14 protein-coding genes and 1 pseudogene are annotated in these 18,096 nt (G+C 70.8%); 8 read left to right on the top strand and 7 right to left on the bottom strand.

Going from position 1 to position 18,096, the window contains the following annotated elements:
* Window positions 1–4 precede the first annotated feature (4 nt).
* The gene (locus tag ACA511_RS07830) at window positions 5–1,177 is read left to right on the top strand and encodes a sensor histidine kinase (protein ID WP_375023376.1); all 1,173 of its coding nucleotides are present in this window, start codon (window positions 5–7) and stop codon (window positions 1,175–1,177) included.
* A gap of 123 nt (window positions 1,178–1,300) precedes the next feature.
* Here ACA511_RS07830 and ACA511_RS07825 read toward each other — a convergent pair whose 3' ends face one another.
* The 3 genes from ACA511_RS07825 to ACA511_RS07815 form a co-directional block, all read right to left on the bottom strand.
* Window positions 1,301–2,368, bottom strand: coding sequence for a sugar phosphate nucleotidyltransferase (locus ACA511_RS07825; protein WP_375023375.1), 1,068 nt, complete (start codon window positions 2,366–2,368; stop codon window positions 1,301–1,303).
* Window positions 2,369–2,405: 37 nt separating this feature from the next.
* A complete protein-coding gene (locus ACA511_RS07820) occupies window positions 2,406–3,554 on the bottom strand; it encodes a glycosyltransferase family 4 protein (RefSeq protein WP_375023374.1) in 1,149 nt (382 codons plus the stop codon).
* A gap of 159 nt (window positions 3,555–3,713) precedes the next feature.
* The gene (locus tag ACA511_RS07815; protein ID WP_375023373.1) at window positions 3,714–4,418 is read right to left on the bottom strand and encodes a class I SAM-dependent methyltransferase; all 705 of its coding nucleotides are present in this window, start codon (window positions 4,416–4,418) and stop codon (window positions 3,714–3,716) included.
* Window positions 4,419–4,483: 65 nt separating this feature from the next.
* Here ACA511_RS07815 and ACA511_RS07810 point away from each other — a divergent pair, with 65 nt between their 5' ends.
* Both ACA511_RS07810 and trxA read left to right on the top strand, forming a co-directional pair.
* Window positions 4,484–5,452 (top strand): lysylphosphatidylglycerol synthase domain-containing protein, encoded by a 969-nt coding sequence (locus ACA511_RS07810; protein ID WP_375024708.1) that lies wholly within the window; start codon window positions 4,484–4,486, stop codon window positions 5,450–5,452.
* Window positions 5,449–5,772: a thioredoxin gene (trxA, locus tag ACA511_RS07805; RefSeq protein WP_375023372.1), complete on the top strand. Its 324-nt coding sequence runs from the start codon at window positions 5,449–5,451 to the stop codon at window positions 5,770–5,772. The genes ACA511_RS07810 and trxA overlap by 4 nt, the downstream gene beginning before the upstream one ends.
* A gap of 31 nt (window positions 5,773–5,803) precedes the next feature.
* On the opposite strand, the pseudogene ACA511_RS07800 reads toward trxA, so the two are convergent.
* The 4 genes and pseudogenes from ACA511_RS07800 to ACA511_RS07785 form a co-directional block, all read right to left on the bottom strand.
* Window positions 5,804–6,570, bottom strand: a pseudogene (locus tag ACA511_RS07800) (RNA-guided endonuclease InsQ/TnpB family protein).
* Between the two features lie 75 nt (window positions 6,571–6,645).
* Window positions 6,646–7,731, bottom strand: coding sequence for a glycosyltransferase family 4 protein (locus ACA511_RS07795; protein ID WP_375023371.1), 1,086 nt, complete (start codon window positions 7,729–7,731; stop codon window positions 6,646–6,648).
* A gap of 17 nt (window positions 7,732–7,748) precedes the next feature.
* Window positions 7,749–8,654, bottom strand: coding sequence for a glycosyltransferase family 2 protein (locus tag ACA511_RS07790; RefSeq protein ID WP_375024707.1), 906 nt, complete (start codon window positions 8,652–8,654; stop codon window positions 7,749–7,751).
* Window positions 8,655–8,829: 175 nt separating this feature from the next.
* Complete coding sequence (locus ACA511_RS07785; RefSeq protein ID WP_375023370.1) at window positions 8,830–10,890, bottom strand: hypothetical protein; 2,061 nt, start codon at window positions 10,888–10,890, stop codon at window positions 8,830–8,832.
* Between the two features lie 171 nt (window positions 10,891–11,061).
* Here ACA511_RS07785 and ACA511_RS07780 point away from each other — a divergent pair, with 171 nt between their 5' ends.
* The 5 genes from ACA511_RS07780 (at window position 11,062) to ACA511_RS07760 (ending at window position 18,082) form a co-directional block, all read left to right on the top strand.
* Window positions 11,062–11,943: a TIGR03089 family protein gene (locus tag ACA511_RS07780; protein WP_375023369.1), complete on the top strand. Its 882-nt coding sequence runs from the start codon at window positions 11,062–11,064 to the stop codon at window positions 11,941–11,943.
* A 112-nt stretch (window positions 11,944–12,055) separates the two neighbouring features.
* Window positions 12,056–13,474, top strand: coding sequence for an LCP family protein (locus ACA511_RS07775; protein ID WP_375023368.1), 1,419 nt, complete (start codon window positions 12,056–12,058; stop codon window positions 13,472–13,474).
* Between the two features lie 12 nt (window positions 13,475–13,486).
* Window positions 13,487–14,644, top strand: a complete 1,158-nt coding sequence (locus ACA511_RS07770) for an acyltransferase family protein (RefSeq protein WP_375023367.1) — start codon at window positions 13,487–13,489, stop codon at window positions 14,642–14,644.
* A 16-nt stretch (window positions 14,645–14,660) separates the two neighbouring features.
* Window positions 14,661–15,803 (top strand): acyltransferase family protein, encoded by a 1,143-nt coding sequence (locus ACA511_RS07765; RefSeq protein ID WP_375023366.1) that lies wholly within the window; start codon window positions 14,661–14,663, stop codon window positions 15,801–15,803.
* 59 nt (window positions 15,804–15,862) lie between these two features.
* Window positions 15,863–18,082 (top strand): CDP-glycerol glycerophosphotransferase family protein, encoded by a 2,220-nt coding sequence (locus ACA511_RS07760; protein WP_375023365.1) that lies wholly within the window; start codon window positions 15,863–15,865, stop codon window positions 18,080–18,082.
* Window positions 18,083–18,096 lie beyond the last annotated feature (14 nt).

The raw sequence follows: 18,096 nt of genomic DNA, 5'->3' as shown, positions 1-18,096 counted from the left end.
CGGTATGAGTGTGCGCCTCAAACTCACCCTCAGCTACGCCGGGTTCCTCATGCTCGCGGGGGCCTTGATACTCACCGCCGTGGGGGTCTTCTTCCTGTGGGGCCTGCCCAATGGCGCGGTCTACTCCGACGGTGCGCTCTACATCAACCGACGCCTCATCCTGCGTTCGTTCGTGCCGGTCGCGGTCGTCGTGCTGGCGTTCCTGCTGATGTTCGGCCTGCTGGGCGGATGGATCCTCGCCGACCGCATGCTCGCCCCCCTGTCCCGGATCACGGACGCCACACGCATGGCGTCGGCCGGATCGCTCTCCCAGCGGATCCGGCTGCCGGGCCGCAAGGACGAGTTCCGGGAACTCGCGGACGCCTTCGACATGATGCTCGCGCGGCTCGAAGCGCACGTCGCCGAACAGCAGCGGCTCGCGGCCGAGCAGCAGAGATTCGCGGCCAACGCCTCGCACGAGTTGCGCACCCCGCTGGCGATCTCGAAGACGCTTCTCGACGTCGCCCGCACCGATCCGGCGCACGACGCCCGCGAGATCATCGACCGCCTCCACACCGTCAATACCCGGGCGATCGACCTCACCGAGGCACTGCTCCTGCTCAGCCGCGCAAACCAGCGCTCCTTCGCCCGGGAACACGTCGACCTGTCCCTCATCGCGGAAGAAGCCGTGGAAACGCTGCTCTCCATGGCGGAGAAACGCGGCATCACCATCGAATCGTCCGGAGAGATCACCCCCGCGGTCGGGTCGCACGCGCTCCTGCTGCAGTTGACCACGAACCTCGTGCAGAACGCGATCTTCTACAACCTGCCGGAACAGGGCACCGTGTGGGTCAAGACCGAAGTCCGCCCGGCGACCGTCGTCCTGACCGTCGAGAACACCGGCGAGAAGCTCACCCCGCACCTGGTCTCGACACTCACCGAACCATTCCAGCGCGGCACCGAACGCACGCACACCGGCCAAGCGGGCGTCGGCCTCGGCCTCGCGATCGTCAAGACCATCGCCCACGCGCACGACGGAACACTGACCCTCGCGCCGCGCCCCGCCGGCGGAATCCACATCACCGTGGAACTGCCCGCGGATGTTCAGGTCTGCGGGCCGGCGGAGTCGGCGGCCCCTGTGGACGCCGCAACCGGCCACGGCTCCAGGTCGCCGTCTCTGGTGAGGTCGGAGCGGTAGGCCATGACCGCGACCACGTAGCGGAAGTGCAGCCGGTTGGCGGCGTCCAGCGCGCGGGCGATGCCGAAGTCGATCACCCGCGCCCCGTCCCTGCCCAGCGGGATGTCGGCGGCGGCGGGCTGCTCAGGTGTCGGTGGAGAAGCGGATGGCGGTCGGGGGGAGTTCTATGCCGGGCCAGACGCGGAGGCCGGGGCGCAGTTCGTTGCCGGGGCCCACTATCGCGGCGTCGCCGAGGACCACGCCGTCCAGGACGGCGCCGGGGCCCACCCTGGCGCCTCGGCTCAGGACGGAGTCGCAGACCGTGGCGCCTTCGGCGACGAACGCGTCCTCCAGGAGGACGCTGCCGACCACGGTGGCGCCCGCCTCGATCACCGCGTTGCGGCCCACCGTCGTCCCGCCGCGGACCACGGCGCCGGGGGCCACCCGGGCGCCCGGGAGGGTGAGGCGTTCACCCGGGTCGCCAGGCATGGCGGCGGACGTCAGGGCGCCCAGGACCAGGTCCCGGGAGCCTTGGACGAACGCTTCCGGGGTGCCCACGTCCAGCCAGTAGGCCGATTCCACGTGGCCCATGACCAGGGCGCCCGAGGCGATCAGGGACGGGAAGGTCTCGCGTTCGACGGAGACGACCTCGTCTTCGGCGATCGTGTCGATGGCGGAGCGGCGGAAGACGTAGCAGCCCGCGTTGATCTGGTTCGTGACCGGGTGCGGCGTCTTCTCCAGGAAGGCGGTGACCCGGCCGTCGGCGGACGTCGGGACGCAGCCGAACCGGGACGGGTCGTCCACCTCGGTCAGATGCAGGGTGACCGCCGCGTTCGCCTCTTCGTGCAGCTTGACCTGCGCCGGGACGTCATGGCCGGACAGGATGTCGCCGTTCAGGATCAGGACCGGGTCATCGGGTGCGCAGGTCAGGGCGCGGGCGGCGTTGCGGATGGCGCCGCCGGTGCCGAGCGGCTCCTTCTCGCTGACGTAGGCGAGGTCGACGCCGTACGCGTGGGTGCCGAAGGCCGCCTCGAACATCTCGGCGCGGTACGACGTGGCGAAGACGATCCGTTCGACGCCGGAGGCGTGCGCGCGGGCCAGCTGGTGCGCGAGGAACGCCACGCCCGCGGTGGGGAGCAGCGGCTTCGGGGTGGAGATCGTCAGGGGGCGCAGGCGCGTGCCCTGGCCTCCCACCAGGAGGATCGCTTCCACTCGGTTCCTTTCTCCACGCGCGCGGGTTGGAGAGAGCCTAGTGGGTGCGTGACGCGGCGTACTGGTCGACCGCGCGCCGGTAGGAGGCCATGTGCGCCTCCGCTGAGGCCGCCCAGGAGAACTCGCGGGCGCGGGTGTGGGCGGCGTCGGCCAGGTCCGCGCGGCGGGACGGGTCGTCGATCAGGGCGGACAGGGCGGCGGCTATGCCGGACGCGTCCGGCTCGGTGTAGGCGACCGCTTCGCCGCCCACTTCGGGCAGCGAGCCGCGGTGCGTGGTGAGGACGGGCGCGCCGCAGGACATCGCCTCCAGGACGGGCAGGCCGAACCCCTCGCCGCGGCTCGGGAGCGCGACGACCAGCGCGCCGCCGAAGAAGCCGGGCAGGGACGGCCACGGCAGGTAGCCGGGGCGCAGCACCCGCAGGTCGAGCGGGACGGTCGCGAGGGCCGCGTCGACCTCGTCGTCCCAGCCGCCGCTGCCCGCGAGGACCAGCGCGGGCGCGTCGGGACGGCCCGCGCACGCCCGCACCCAGCCGCGGATCAGGTTCGGGACGTTCTTGCGCGGCTCCAGCGCCCCCAGGTAGGCGACGTAGGGGCGGCCGTGCAGGCCGAGGCGGTCGGAGACCTGCTTCGTCTCGGCCTCGGACGGACGGTGGAACATCTCGTGGTCGACACCGTGGTAGGCGACGTCGATGTGCGCCGGGTCGGCGCCGAGGACGCTCACCAGCTCGTCGCGGGTCGCGCGGGACGGGACGATCAGCCGGGTCGCGCGGCGGGCCGCGGTGCGGGTCGCCGACTTGACGTACGAGGTGCGGACCGGGTCGTGCAGTTCGGGCTCGGCGAAGAGCGCCACGTCGTGGATCGTCACGACCGTGGGCAGGACCGCGCTGACCGGCATCGTGTAGGTGGGCAGGTGGATGACGTCCGCGCCGACGCGCTCGGCCACGTGCGGCAGCCCGGACTGCTCCCAGGCGAGGCGGGTGGCGCGGTGCGAGAGCGCCGCCGGGCCCGCGACGACGCGGGCGCCGGGGACGAGGCCCTCGTAGCGTTTCTCGTCGGCCCGCTGGCAGGCGACGGCGAGGTCGGCGCCCCGCGCGTGCAGGGCGCTCAGCAGCCCGTCCACGTACCGGCCGAGACCTCCGCGGTCGGCAGGCACGGCGGTGGCGTCGAGGAGAATTCGAGGCGCCACGGTCCATTCCCCCATCCGGTGGCGTAGATCACCCTTTTACGCTCCGAGCCTACGCCCGCCGGGCACGCGCTCGGGTGACCTCGTTCCACGTGATTCAGATGAGGCCCTACCCGACCACTACCTTTCATTGCGGGGGCCGACCCCCGCACCCCCCGACAACTACCTCTTACGCGCCTGGACGAGCACGATGCTGCCGCGCTCGTTCGGCGCCTTGCGGTCGGCGAGCGCGACGAGAGGGGTCAGCGGCGCGGCGGCGTTGAAGCCGACCTTGCCCCCATAGCTGGACAGCGACAGGTAGAGGCGCTCGGTGGCGGCCGTGCGGAACTGGTAGCTGTGCTTCACCAGGTCGAGGCCGCGCTCGTCCATCAGCTTGCTGAGGCTGTCGTGGGTGTAGGTGTGCTGCACGTGGTACTTGGCCTTGTGCGCGTCGCGCAGCTTCGGCCAGGCGTCGGCGCGGCTCAGCACGTCGGCGGACATGAATATCTCGCCGCCGGGCTTCAGCACTCGCGCCATCTCGTCCAGCGACCTGCCGCCGTCGTCGAAGTGCTCGATCGCGCAGACGGACAGGATCGCGTCGAACGACCCGTCCGCGAACGGCAGCCGCAGCGCGTCGCACTCGATCAGCGCGGGCGCGTGCGCGAGCGTCCGCCCGTAGACCATCTTGGTGCGGGCGAGGTCGATGGAGACGGCGTCGGCGCCGCGCCTGCGCGCCTGCCCCGCCCAGTAGCCGTCGCCGCCCGCGACGTCGAGGACGCGCTTGCCGCGCAGGTCGCGTCCGAGCCAGCCGAGCAGCGTCCCCGCCTCGCGGTACCGGCATACGTGCACCTGGTGCCCCATGAAGGCGACCACATCCGAAATCTTCATCGTCCCCAACTCTAGGGCGAGCGGGCGAGTGCGAGGTCGCGTTCGCCTACGCTGGGCGGGTGAAGATGAAGGCCGTCGCCGTACGGGCGCTGCGCGTGTTCCTGGTGCTGCTCGCGCTCGCGTTCTGCGCCTACAGCGTGGCCTCCCAATGGGACGCGACGGTCCGGGCGTTCGAGCAGATGTCCTGGGCCGCGCTCGCGGGCGCGCTCGCCGTGGGGCTGGCGGGGCTCTTCGTCTGGATGCTCGGCTGGCGGGAATTCCTCGGCGGGCTCGGCTCGCCGCTGCCGGTGCGGGCCATCTTCCGGATCTCCGGGATCTCCCAGCTCGGCAAGTACGTGCCGGGCAAGGTGTGGGCGCTGGTCACGCAGATCGAGATGACGCGCGAGCACAAGGTGCCGCCGGAGCGCAGCTTCGGGTCGACGCTGCTGGCGGTGGCGACGTCCACGGCGTGCGGGCTGGCCGTCGCGGCGGTGACGCTGCCGCTGACGTCCGAGGCGGCCCGCGACGAGTACTGGTGGCTGTTCCTGCTGGCACCGGTCCTGCTGGCGCTGCTGCACCCGAAGATCGTGACGTGGGCGCTGGGGACGATGCTCAGGCTCATCCGCCGCCCGCCGCTGGAGCACCCGGTGAGCCTCGCCGTCACGCTGAAGGCCATCGGCTGGACGGTCCTCGGCTGGGCCCTGTTCGGCGTGCACACCTGGCTGCTGTGCATGGCCGTCGGCGGCGAGGGCACGGGCCTGCCGTTCGTCGCGACCGGCGCCTACGCGCTGGCGTTCGTCGCCGGCTTCCTCGTCTTCATCGCCCCGGGCGGCATCGGGGCGCGGGAGGCCGCGCTGACCGTGGTGCTGACGCCGGTGCTCCCGGCGGGCGCGCCGGTCGTGGTCGCGATCGCGTCGCGGGTGCTGCTGACGCTCGCCGATCTGCTCAACGCGGGGGTGGCGTTCCTGCTCGGGCGTACCGCGCCGGACGCGGGGAATGAACCGCCTTCCAAGGAGCTTGTGACGGGTACGCAGCCTACGAAGGAGGGACCGTGACGGCCCCCATCACCGTGACCGACGCGACGTTCGCGGACGAGGTCCTGAAGAGTGACACCCCGGTACTGGTCGACTTCTGGGCCGACTGGTGCGGGCCGTGCCGCATGATCGCGCCCGTCCTGGAGCAGATCGCGCAGGAGCAGGACGGCAAGATCCGGATCGCGAAGATCGACTACGACGCGAACCCGCAGACGCCGAACAAGTACGGCGTGATGGGCCTGCCCACCCTGCTGCTGCTGAAGAACGGCGAGGTCGTGGAGCAGATCGTCGGCGCCAAGCCGAAGCGCGCCCTGATGAAGATCATCGAACCGCACCTTTGACTTCCTCCCCTTCCTGAAAGGAAGGGCGTTCCTACGGCTCACGCCGTGGGTGTTTCTGCTTCGCGGCCGACTGCGGCAGGGATGCCCCTGGCCGTCCGACGTCAGCTCCACAGACCTCGCCGGGGGCAGTGCCCCCGGCTACGGCTCGACCAGCCGCAAGGATGTTCTTGGCCGCGTTGTGGTCCCGGTCGTGCCGGGTGCGGCAGCCCGGACACGACCATGCCCGGGTGGACAGGCTCAACTCCGCGAGCAGGTGCCCGCAGGCCGAGCAGGTCTTGGACGAGGGGAACCACCGGTCGACCACCACCAGGACGCGGCCGGCACGGCCAGCCTTGTACTCCAACTGCCGGCAGAACTCCCCCCACCCGCAATCAGAGATCGCTCTGGCGAGCTTGTGGTTCTTCACCATGTTGGCGACAGCGAGGTCCTCGACCCGTCGCGGATGCGGAACGCCGAGCGGGTGTAGTGCGCGGACTGGCGGCCGTTGCGGGCCTTGAAGCGCGGATGGCGGGCGCGTCCGGCAAAGAAGCCGGTGAACGCGGCGTGCTGGTGCCGCAGCGCCTGCTGCAGTGGAACACTGGACACCTCGTTCAGGAACGCCAGCTCGCCGGTCTTCTTCCATCCGGTCAGCGCGACATCGCTCTCGGCGTAGGAGATGCGTTTACCGTCGACGTCCCAGGCTCGATGTCGTTCGGCGAGGGTTTTGTTCCAGACCAGGCGCACGCACCCGAACGTGCGGTTCAGCACCGCTGCCTGTTCGATGTCCGGATACGCCCGGCACTTGTACGCCGTCCTCACAGCCTGTGATGATATGGCAACGACTGGCTATCGCGTGGGGAAAGCACGCCACTGCGCCGCACCTGAAAGATTGGCTCAATTCAGCATGTGGCCTGTGAGGGCGTCGACGTAGGCGGTCCAGAGCGGGCCGTGGTCGACCGGGCGGACGCCGGAGCGCAGCCGCTCCGGCTCCCCCGGCGCGTAGAACGCCCGCAGCGCGGACGCCAGGGACGCGACGTCGTCCGGGCGGCAGACCAGCCCGTCGACGCCGTCGCGGATCTGCGCCGCGAAGCCGCCGACGTCGGTGGCGATCACCGGCAGGCCGTGCTCGTGAGCCATCCAGACGTTCTGCGACGCGGTGGCCGTCCGGTACGGCAGGACGAGCGCGTCGGCGGCGGCGAACAGCCCCGCGACGTCCGCGGCCGGGACGTAGCCGGGGCGCAGCTCCACCCGTGACGCCAGGTCCAGCGACGCGATCAGCTCGCGCGTCTCGTCCAGGCCGCCCCAGAACTCGCCCGCGACGGTCAGCGCCACGTCGTCCGGGCCTTCGGCGAGGGCGCGCAGCAGGACGTCCAGGCCCTTGTACGGGCGGACGATCCCGAAGAACAGCAGCCGCCGGCGCACCTTCTCGTCGGCCGGCGAGGGAGCCCCCGCCGACGGCAGGTGCGCGGCCATCTCCGCGACCCGCACGGGACGGCCGGTGAGGCCGCGCGCCACTTCGGCCTGCGCCTCGGTGTGGACGAGGACCCCGTCCACCTTCCGCAGCAGGCGCTTCATCAGCGGCTCGTCGTAGGGCTTCCGCTCGTGCGGCAGGACGTTGTGGCACAGCGCCACCACCGGCGTCCGCCCCCCGACACCGGCCAGAACCCCCAGGTAGGACGGCACCTGGACGGTGCTCAGCACCACCAGGACGACCAGGTCGCAGGACCGCAGCGCGCGGCCGGTGCGGTACCAGCCGTCCGGGCGCCGCCAGTCGAGCCGCCGCCGGGTGCCGGGGAACGGCTCGCCCTCCGGCTCGGCGATCGTCTGCTGTCCCGGGTACAGGAACCCCGGGTACTGGGCGCGCCACGACTCGATGACGACCTCGTGGCCCGCCGCGGCGAGCCGGTGCGCCAGCTCGGTCGTGTGCCGGGCGCCGCCGCCCTTGTACGGGAACGCCGGCCCGACGACGGCGATGCGCATGCCGCTGGACGCCACCGCTAGACGTCGCCGCGCGATCGGACGATCAGGTCGGCGAGCAGCGCCAGCGACGCGATGATCAATCCGGTCACGAAGATCATGATGGTGTTGTTGGCGAAGTAGCCGAAGTGCACCACCATGTCGAACACGCCCTTGAGCAGCCCGATCACGATCAGCCACAGCGCCGGCGGCATCAGCACCTTGAGCGGGTTGAAGTACATGACCATCCGCAGCACCTGAAGGATGTAGCGGTAGGCGTCCTTGGTGAAGTGGAACTTCGACTTGCCGGCCCGCTTGGCGTAGTCGATCGGCACGTACCGGACGGGGTGCTGGTTCGACAGGAACGCGATCGTGATCGTGGTGACGCAGGAGAACCCGGGCGGCAGCAGCCGCAGGTACGGCAGCGACACCTCGCGGCGGAACGCGCGCAGCCCCGAGTTCAGGTCGGGGATCCTGGAGTTGGTGAGCCGCTCGGCGACCTTGCGGATGAACCACTTGGCGGGCACCCGCAGCGCCTTGTGCGTGCCCTCCTCGGTGGTGCGCGCCCCGACGACCTGGTCGATGGACGGGTCGGTGTCGAGGGCGTCGACCAGCTCGGGGATCCGCTCGTTCGGGTAGGACATGTCGGCGTCCGTCCACACGACGATGTCGCCGCGGGCCTGCTGGGAGCCGATGCGCCGGACGGTGCCCGAGCCGCTGTTGTGCTGGAACGCCATGATCCGCATGTTCGGGAAGCGCGGTTCGGCCTCGCGCAGCCGGGCGAGCGTGTCGTCGGTCGAGCAGTCGTCGACGGCCAGCAGCTCGTAGTTCTTGCCGCTGGCGTCCATCGCCTTGCAGATGCGCTCGACCTCGTCGACCACGTGGTCCTGCTCGTTGTAGCAGGGCAGGACGATCGTGACGTGGACGGGCCCGGACGGCGGCTCCACCGGCTCGGCCGCCGCCGCGGGGGACGGCGGCGCCTCGCCGGATTCGGCGGGCGCGCCGTACTCGGCTGTCGCGACGGCCTCGGCGGGCTCGGCGGGCGCGGTCTCGGACGTGGGCTCGGCAGACTGGGTGCTCACGCAGCGCGAGGATACTCGCCCTGGCGAACACCGGCAGCCGTTAAGGCGCGGACGGCTCGGCGATCCAGACCTCCATGGACAGGCCCCACGTCCCGCCGGGCGGGCCCGTGAGGGTGCGCCCGTCCTGCCGCGTCCGCACGTCCAGCACCCGTTCCGGCGTCCCGTAGGGCGCGACCTGCTCCCGCTTCGCCGCCATGATCACCGGCCGCCGCCCGGCCCGGGACACGCCCGCGACGATCCGGTTCAGGTCGGCGGGCGCGGCGCCGCCGCTCACCCGCGCGGCGGGCAGCCCGCACATCCCGCGCACGACCTGGAGGAACCGGTCGGCCGTCGACTGCTCGACCACCACGACCGAGCCGCGCTCCGGCAGGGCGTCGCACATGCCCCGCACGGCGCCCACCTCGTGCTGCTCGGTGCGGGTCACCATGTACCCGCCGGACGTCAGCACGATAGGCACCAGCATCAGCACGACGCCGGCGACGGCGCCCCGGTTGACGAGCTTCGGCCCGTACCCGACCCGGCGGACGCGGCGCACCGTCCACGCCGCCGCGAACACGGTGAACAGCAGCAGCCCGGGGATGACGAGGCCGATCAGCCGCCGGGACGCCCACGGGTGGTCGGGCGTGATCCCCGGCCGCAGCAGCACCTGCGCCGTCGTCCAGACGACCATGGCGTACGGCAGCAGCCACTCCGGGGACTGCCCGCGCAGCAGCCGCCGCACCAGCAGCGCCGCGCCCAGCGTCGCGAACAGCAGCGCGGGGACGCCGATGTACCAGACGACCCAGTAGAGGGACAGCTCCGAGTACTGCCGGGCACCGTCCACGGGGAGGTGCTGGATGCGCTGGATCATCTCGATGAACTGGGCGTTCAGCTCGTCGTCCCGCGTGGCCGGGACCCGGCGGACGGTCTGCACCAGCGGCCGGACCGCGAAGCCGGCCATCACCAGCACGGTGAGGACGGCGGCGGCGTCCGGCACCCGGCTCCGCGCGACGGCCGCGCCCAGCCGGCGCAGCCGCGCGCCCGTCCGGCCCCAGCGCAGCAGCGCCACCATGAGAGCGGTCGCGACGAGCAGCGCCGCGCTGATGGCGAGCAGCGGCTTGAGCGACGACCCGAGATAGGTGAGGTAGGGCCGCGACAGGGTGAAGCCCTCGGCCAGCCCGGCGGCGGCGCCGAGCAGCAGCCCGCCCGCCAGCCAGTACCCGGCGCCCCGCCTGAGCCCGATGAGGAGACCGGCGAACGCGAGCACCGGCAGGACGTCCCGCAGCCCGTCGATGCGGACGAGCACGATGAGCCCGAGCGCGAGACCGGCCAGGAACGCCTTCAGGCCCGCGCGCCGCCCCTCCTCCCGGCGGACGTCGTAGATCAGCGACAGCCCGCCCAGCAGCAGCACGATCGCGGGCAGCTCGCTGAACGTGCTGCGCGAGACGTAGAGCATCGGCAGCGTCAGCGCGAGCAGCAGCGCCCCGGCGGGCGCCCAGCGCGGGCCGGCGAGCCGCGCGACGAGCCCGGCGAACGACAGCACGCAGCAGGCGCCGAGCAGCGGCGCCATCAGCAGGATCCCGTGCGTGCCGCCGAGCCAGCCGCCGAGCGCGAGGACGAGCGGCATTCCCGCCATGAACTGCGGGACGACCGCGCCGCCGTCCTGGTAGAAGGCGGGGCTCTCGAACCCGAGGAGGGCGTCCGGGCCGCCGAACGCCCCCGCGTCCCGCGGAATCGGCAGCGACCCGTGCTCGGCGAGCCACGTCGCGAACTGGACGTAGGACGCCGGGTCGCGCCGGACGACGATCTGCTCGGCGCACATGACCGCCTGGAGCACCAGGAAGGCGACGGTGATCGCGAGGACGCTCCCGGTCGTCCACCACGGCACCGCGTCGACGCCGCCGGGGGCGCTCAGGCCGCCCCGCCGCTCGTCCGGCAGGTCGCGGGGACGGGACCGCAGGCCGAGCCACAGCACCCCCGCCGCGACCGGCACGAACAGCGCGATCGCCGGGACCGGACGGAACACGCCCGCCAGCAGCAGCGGCAGCGACACCGCGAGCCACGCCGCCACGAGCAGCGCCGGAGCCGCGGTGACGCGGACGAGCAGCCGGCCAGCATTCATCTTCGCGCCCCTGCTCGTGAGTCCCGTGCGTCCCGCGCCCGTACGTCCGGCGCCGGCCTCGTGCGCTCGTCCGCCCGTGCGGTTCAACAGGTGGTCATCCACCCGTGCGGAGCGTAGCGGCAGCGGGCGGGTGGTGGCCGCCGGACGATCATGCGGGCATACGCTCGGGCCATGAGCGCACACGACCCGAGCGCGGCCACGCCCGCGGAACTGCTGCGGCGGCGGGTGGCGGACGACCCGTCCAGCCCGCTGGTCACCTTCTACGACGACGCGGCCGGGGAACGGGTCGAGCTGTCCGCGCGGACGTTCGACAACTGGGTCGCCAAGACGGCGAACTTCCTGGTGGACGGGCTCGGCGCCGAGCCGGGCGGCCGGGTCGTGCTCGTCCTGCCGCCGCACTGGCAGACGGCGGTGTGGCTGATGGCGTGCTGGTCGGCGGGGCTCGTCGCCGAACCGGTCGACCCCGCGTCCGTCCGCGGACGGGACGCCGCCGAACCGATCGGGTCGTCCGGGCCGTACCAGGACGGGGAGGCGACCCCCCGCGCCCCCCGGAACGGCCCTTACATCCTGGCGGCCGCGGAGGAGGTGCTGGGCGACGTGCTCACCGACCCGGCGGCCGAGGAGATCGTCGGGCTGTCGCTGCACGCGCTCGGCGGCCGGCTCGCCGACTGCCCGCCCGGCGTGACCGACTACGCCGACGAGGTCCGCGGCCACGGCGACCGGTTCGCCGCGGAGGCGGCTCCCGAGGCACCCGCGCTGAATGTGACAAAGGCCACATTCAGCGGGGCGGAGCTGGTGGCCGCCGCCCGCGGCGCCGCCGCGAAATGGGAGCTTGACGCGCGCGACCGCCTGCTGGTTGACATGCCGTTCACCACACTCGACGGAGTACTGATCGCGCTGCTCGCACCACTAGCCTCGGGTGCTTCCGTCATAATCCAACGAAACTTTGACAAAGCCACCCTAGATCGTCGCGTGAGCGTGGAGCATGTGACGGTGGTGGCCGGTCTGCCCGGACCGAATGACGCATCCGGGTCCCCGTACCGGCTCCCCTGACCTACGCTCTCCTTGCCCCAGACCCGTCATCCGATCCCTGAAAGCGGGCGATCCCGTGTGGGGGATGCCTCCCACACCTGCAAGAGCCGCTGAGACCCCGGACCCGGAGCCGATGAACAGCAACCCGATGTACATGGAGTACGTCGACGACGCCGACCCTCAGCCGGCGCCGCGACGAGGCTGGCGCATCCTCGGCTGGGTGTGCATCGGGCTGTCGGCGGTCATGGTGGCCGGCTCCCTCACCGCCTACGGCCTGTACCGCAAGGCGTTCGGGAACATCTCGCACGAGGACGTCAACGCGCAGCTCGGCCCCAACCGGCCGAAGAAGCTGAACAGCGCGATGAACATCCTGCTGCTCGGGTCCGACACCCGCGCGGGCGCCAACGGCAAGTACGGCCGCTCGCTGAAGAACGAGGCCCCCCGCTCGGACACGATGATCCTGCTGCACCTGTCGCCGGGCGGCGGCCAGGCGATGGGGATCAGCTTCCCCCGCGACCTGATGATCCGGATGCCGTCCTGCAAGAGCCGCAAGGGCGACACGCTCCCGGCCCAGTCCCGCGCCCAGATCAACTCGGCGTTCACCAACGGCGGCGCGGCCTGCGTCATCAAGACGATCGAGAGCATCTCCAACATCCGCGTCGACCACTTCATGCAGGTCGACTTCACCGGGTTCAAGAACATCACGAAGGCGGTCGGCGGCGTCCCGGTGTGCCTGCCGAAGTCCGTCAACGACCCCAAGTCCGGGCTCAACCTGAGCAAGGGCAAGCACAAGATCTCGGGCGAGACCGCGCTGGCGTACGTCCGGGTCCGGCACGGGCTCGGCGACGGCTCCGACACCGACCGCATCAAGCGCCAGCAGAAGTTCATGGGCGCCCTCGCCGGCCAGGCGATGAGCGCGGGCGTCCTCAGCAACCCCAAGAAGCTCTACTCGCTGATGAACGCGGTCACCAAGTCGCTCACCACCGACAAGGAGCTCACGCCGCAGGTCATGATGGACATCGCCCAGGAGATGCAGGGCATGACCACCGGCAAGCTGCGGTTCGTGACCGTCCCGTCCGGGCCCGACCCGGCCGACGTGAACCGGGTGGCGCTCAGCGACGCCGCGCAGCCGTTCTTCGCGGCCGTCCGCAACGACAAGACCGTGCCCAAGGAGCCGAAGGCGGGCTCCAGCATCCCGCCGAGCCAGGTGCGGGTGCGGGTCTACAACGGCAGCGGCGTCGACGGCCAGGCCGGACGCGTCGCCGACGACCTGGAGTCGCAGGGCTTCCAGGTGACCGTCGGCGGAAACGCCCCTTCCCCCACGGCGACCACCAAGGTGCTGTACGGTTCCGGTGCCGACCAGCAGGCGCAGACGCTCGCCGGTCTCATCGCGAGCAAGCCGCAGCCGGCGGCGCGCGGGAAGGGCGCCACACCGGGCGTCGTCGACCTCGTCGTCGGACGCAACTGGACCAACCTGAAGAGCGCAGGCGCCGGCATCCCGAAGCAGCAGGGCGAGATCCGGGCCAGCGACAGCATCTGCAAGGAGACCTGACCGGGCAGCCCTATGACGTACACCACCAGGCCCTCCGGCGCCGAGACGGCCCCGCACCCCGCACCGCCGCCGTCCGCGGACCCGGCGGCACCCCCCGCCGCGAGCGTCCCGCAGGCGCCGCCCGCCGAGGGCGCCGCGCAGGTCCCCGCGCCCGCCCGGCCCCCCAAGCAGCGCGACCCGTTCTTCGACAACGCCAAGTACTTCGCGATCCTGCTGGTGGTCTCGGGCCACTCCCTGGCCAACCTGCTGAACGTCCCGATGGCCAAGGGCCTGTACATCTTCATCTACCTGTTCCACATGCCGCTGTTCATCGTGATCACCGGCTACTTCTCGCGGAACTGGACGTTCGCCGGCGGCAAGGCGCGCAAGCTCATCACCAACGTCGGCGTCCCGTACGTGGTGTTCGAGCTGGCCTACTCGCTGTACGACTGGCTCGCCGGGCGCAACGAGCTGGAGATCAGCCTGCTGAACCCGTACTACCTGACGTGGTTCCTGATCGCGCTGTTCATGTGGCGGCTGTCCACCCCGGTCTGGCAGCAGATCCGCTGGCCGCTGGCGGTGGCGCTGGTGTTCGCGCTGCTGTCGTACATGAGCGACCTCGGCTCGACGTTCGACATCCACCGCGTCATCGGGCTGCTGCCGTTCTACGTCCTCGGGCTCACGCTGAAGCCGCAGCACTTCGAGCTGCTGAAGAAGCCGATCGCCCGGCCGATCGGGGCGGTGGTGCTCGCCGCCGGGCTCGGCGGGACGTACCTCGTCATGGACAAGATGTCGCGGAGCTGGATCTACTGGAAGCACGCCCACTTCGAGCTCGGCGTCGGCAACTTCAGCGGCACCCTGATGCGGCTCGCCATGTTCGCCGCCGCGATCGTGTTCGTCGCCGCGTTCCTCAGCCTGATCCCGCGCCGCCGCCACTGGTTCACCCAGCTCGGCTCCTACACCCTCTACGCCTACCTCCTGCACGGTTTCGTCACCAGGCTCCTCAACTTCACCGGCTGGTGGGGCGCGGACTGGATGCACACCCCGCCCGGCGTCGTCATCGTGGTCTGCGGCGCCCTCATCATCGGGACGGCGCTGTGCTCCAAGCCGGTCGTCCGGTCGATGAGCTGGGCCCTGGAACCCAAGCTGACCTGGGTCTTCACTCCCCTCCGACGGCCGAGCCGACGGTAGAAAAGCGTTCTCCACCATGACGGACATCCTCCCCACGCCGCGCACCCCCGCCGCGGCGACCGCACCGGACCCCGGCGCCACCGTCCCGGATGTCCGGGCGCCCGCCGACGGGCCCCGCGCGCCCGCGGCGGCGCCCAAGCAGCGCGACGCCTACTTCGACAACGTCAAGTTCTTCCTGATCATGCTGGTCGTCCTCGGCCACATCTGGGAGATCTTCCGGACCGACAGCCACGCGACGGCGGCGGTCTACACCGTCACCTACGGCTTCCACATGCCGGTCTTCGTGTTCGTCTCCGGCTTCTTCTCCCGCGGCTTCATGAAGTCCACGGAGAAATTCCGGGGTATTTTCCCGGCACTTGTCGTTCCGTATGTGATTTTCAACGTCCTTTACCGAATGCAGCTTGTGATCATCCAGGGCAACGACTTCCGGTTGCACGAGCTTTTCCGGCCGCAGTTCCTGATGTGGTTCCTCGTCGCCCTGGTGCTGTGGCGGCTGAGCGCCCCGCTGTGGTCGCACCTGCGGCACCCCTTCGCCGTTTCGGTGGCGCTCGCCCTGATCGCGGGGAGCTGGAGCTTCAACTCCGACGCGGCGCTGTGCCGGGCCGCCGGGCTGCTGCCGTTCTTCGTCCTCGGCCTCACCGTCCGGCGGGACCGCGTCGACGCGCTGCGCGGCCCCGGCTGGACGCGCTGGGCCGGCGCCGCCGTGCTGCTCGCGGCGCTGCCGGTCGCCTACCTCTGGGACCTCGGCAAGGTCCTCCCGAAGATCACGCACGGCGTGCTGCTGTGGAACCGCGGCTACGACTACATGGGCTTCAACGCGGTCGAGGGCATGGCGTACCGCCTGCTCGCGCTGGGTGTCGCGGTCGTCCTCGGCATGGCGTTCCTCGCGGCCGTCCCGCGCGGACGCGCCTGGTACACCGTGCTCGGCACGCGGACGATGTACGTCTACCTGCTGCACGGCCTCGTCGTGAAGACGCTCCACTACGGCGGGGTCTTCGACGCCCGCTTCTTCCACACCCCGGCCGGCCAGCTCGCGGTCACCGCGGGCGGCCTCGCGCTCGGCATCCTGCTCGCCACCGTCCCCGTGCAGCGCCTCACCCGATGGGCCGTCGAGCCCAAGGGGAGATGGCTGCTCAAGCCCGCTCATGGCGGGACATAAGATCTACCTACGATCTGCGGGTATAGTCCAGATTCACCGAGTAGCTGATTGGCCTACGCGTGAGCACTGATCACGACATCTCCTTGAGCATCATCGTGCCCGTGCACAAAGTGCAGGGGTACATCCGGCAGTGCCTGGACTCGATCCTCGACCCGGACCTGCCGAACCTTGAGGTCATCGCGGTCGACGACCACTCGCCGGACAACTGCGGTGAGATCCTGGACGAGTTCGCCGAGCGCGACTCGCGCGTCAAGGTGCGCCACCTCGCCGAGAACGTCGGGCTGGGCCACGCCCGCAACATCGGCCTCGACATGGCGACCGGCGACTACGTCTGGTTCTTCGACAGCGACGACTACGCGACCGAGGGCGCGGTCCGGGCCATCCTCGACCGGCTCGCCGAGACCCGTCCCGACGTGCTCGTCTTCGACTACGCCCGGTCCTACTGGAACGGCAAGGTCAAGCGCAGCATCATCAACGACCTGTTCCGCGAGCCGCCCGCGCCGGACGTGTTCACGCTCGCCGAGCGGCAGAGCGTCCTCGAGATGATGATGACGGCGTGGAACAAGGCGATCCGCCGCGAGTTCCTCCTCGACCTCGGGCTGCGGTTCAGCGGCGGCTACTACGAGGACGTCAACGTCACCTACCCGATCCTGATGGCGGCCGAGCGGCTCAGCCTGCTGGACCGGGTCTGCTACATCTACCGGCAGCGCCGCCGCGGCGCGATCACCAAGACCACCGGCGCGAAGCACTTCGACGCGTTCGCGCAGTACGACCGCATCTTCGAGTTCATGGACGGGCTGGGCGAGAAGGCCGACCCGTTCCGCCCGCTCATGTTCGACCGGACGATCTGGCACCTGCTCGTCATCATCGAGCGCGGCGACCGCGTCCACGAGTCGGAGAACGCGCGCTTCTTCGCGGAGATGTCGAAGACGTACAACAAGTACGAGCCGCCCGGCCACGTCCCGCCGACGCCGGAGGACAAGCCGTACCTCGCCGAGAAGCACCGACTGGTCAAGGCGAACGACTACAAGGGCTTCCAGCGCGTCCAGGCCACCGAGGCCAAGGACAAGGCGAAGAAGCGGGGCAACAAGGCGACGCGCATCCGCCGGCGCGGCATGCTCCTGTCCAAGGAGCTCGCCAAGGACCGCTACTACCAGATGCAGCGGCGCCTCTCCATCGACGAGAACCTCGCCGTGTTCGGCGCCTACTGGTACCGCGGGTACGCCTGCAACCCGGCCGCGATCTACGAGAAGGTCCGGGAGCTGGCCCCGCACATCAACCCGGTGTGGGTGGTCAAGCCGGGCGGGCGCAAGAGCATGCCGGACGGCGTCGACTACGTCATCGCGGGCGGCGCCGACTACTACCGGACGCTCGCCCGCGCGAAGTACTTCGTCAACAACGTGAACTTCCCCGACAACTACGTGAAGCGTCCGGGGCAGGTCCACATGATGACGCAGCACGGCACGCCGCTGAAGAAGATGGGCCTCGACCAGATGGAGTTCCCGGTCGGCGCCAACGACATGGACTTCAAGGCCCTCATCACCCGGTCCGACCGGTGGGACTACCTCCTGTCGTCCAACCCGCTGTCGACCGAGGCGTGGGAGCGCGGGTTCCCGTGCGACTACGAGATGCTGGAGATCGGCTACCCGCGCAACGACCGGCTCGTGCGGGCCACCGCGGACGAGCGGGTCCGGCTGCGCGCCGAGCTCGGCGTCCCCGGCAACGCGACCGCGATCCTGTACGCGCCGACGCACCGCGACTACCAGCGCCGCTACAGCCCGATGTTCGACATCGGGCGGGTCATGGAGCAGCTCGGCGAGGGGCACGTCCTGCTGCTGCGGGCGCACTACTACTACAAGATCAAGAACATGGCGGCGGACATGGGCTGGCCGGAGGGCCGGGTCATCGACGTCTCCAAGCACCCGTCCGTCGAGGACCTCATGATCGCCTCGGACGCGCTGCTCACCGACTACTCGTCGGTCATGTTCGACTACGCGAACCTCGACAAGCCGATCGTCGTCTACGCCAACGACTGGGAGACCTACCGGCTCACCCGGGGCGTCAACTTCGACCTGATGGAGACGTCGCCGGGCGTCGTCGCGAACACCGAGGCCGAGCTGGTCGACGCGTTCGTGTCCCGGGCGGCGTGGAGCGACGCGGCCACCAAGAACCTCGCGAACTTCCGGGCCCGGTTCTGCCCGTGGGACGACGGGCAGGCGGCCGAACGCGCCGTCCGCCGCATGTTCCTCGGGGAAAAGATCCCGAATCCGCCGCAGTGAGCCCCGGCGCGCGC

The organism is Actinomadura sp. GTD37, assembly GCF_041951365.1.
Classification (GTDB): Bacteria; Actinomycetota; Actinomycetes; order Streptosporangiales; family Streptosporangiaceae; genus Spirillospora.
The sequence above is the reverse complement of the archived record's forward strand: the minus strand, read 5'-3'. Positions and strand labels throughout refer to the sequence as shown.

Excerpts from the sequence above, each read along its gene's own strand:
- ACA511_RS07775 (WP_375023368.1), top strand. The coding sequence starts at position 12,056 with ATGAACAGCAACCCGATGTACATGGAGTACGTCGACGACGCCGACCCT.
- ACA511_RS07815 (WP_375023373.1), bottom strand. The coding sequence starts at position 4,418 with ATGAAGATTTCGGATGTGGTCGCCTTCATGGGGCACCAGGTGCACGTA.
- ACA511_RS07830 (WP_375023376.1), top strand. The coding sequence starts at position 5 with ATGAGTGTGCGCCTCAAACTCACCCTCAGCTACGCCGGGTTCCTCATG.
- ACA511_RS07770 (WP_375023367.1), top strand. The coding sequence starts at position 13,487 with ATGACGTACACCACCAGGCCCTCCGGCGCCGAGACGGCCCCGCACCCC.
- ACA511_RS07795 (WP_375023371.1), bottom strand. The coding sequence starts at position 7,731 with ATGCGCATCGCCGTCGTCGGGCCGGCGTTCCCGTACAAGGGCGGCGGC.
- ACA511_RS07780 (WP_375023369.1), top strand. The coding sequence starts at position 11,062 with ATGAGCGCACACGACCCGAGCGCGGCCACGCCCGCGGAACTGCTGCGG.
- ACA511_RS07765 (WP_375023366.1), top strand. The coding sequence starts at position 14,661 with ATGACGGACATCCTCCCCACGCCGCGCACCCCCGCCGCGGCGACCGCA.
- ACA511_RS07785 (WP_375023370.1), bottom strand. The coding sequence starts at position 10,890 with ATGAATGCTGGCCGGCTGCTCGTCCGCGTCACCGCGGCTCCGGCGCTG.
- ACA511_RS07810 (WP_375024708.1), top strand. The coding sequence starts at position 4,484 with ATGAAGGCCGTCGCCGTACGGGCGCTGCGCGTGTTCCTGGTGCTGCTC.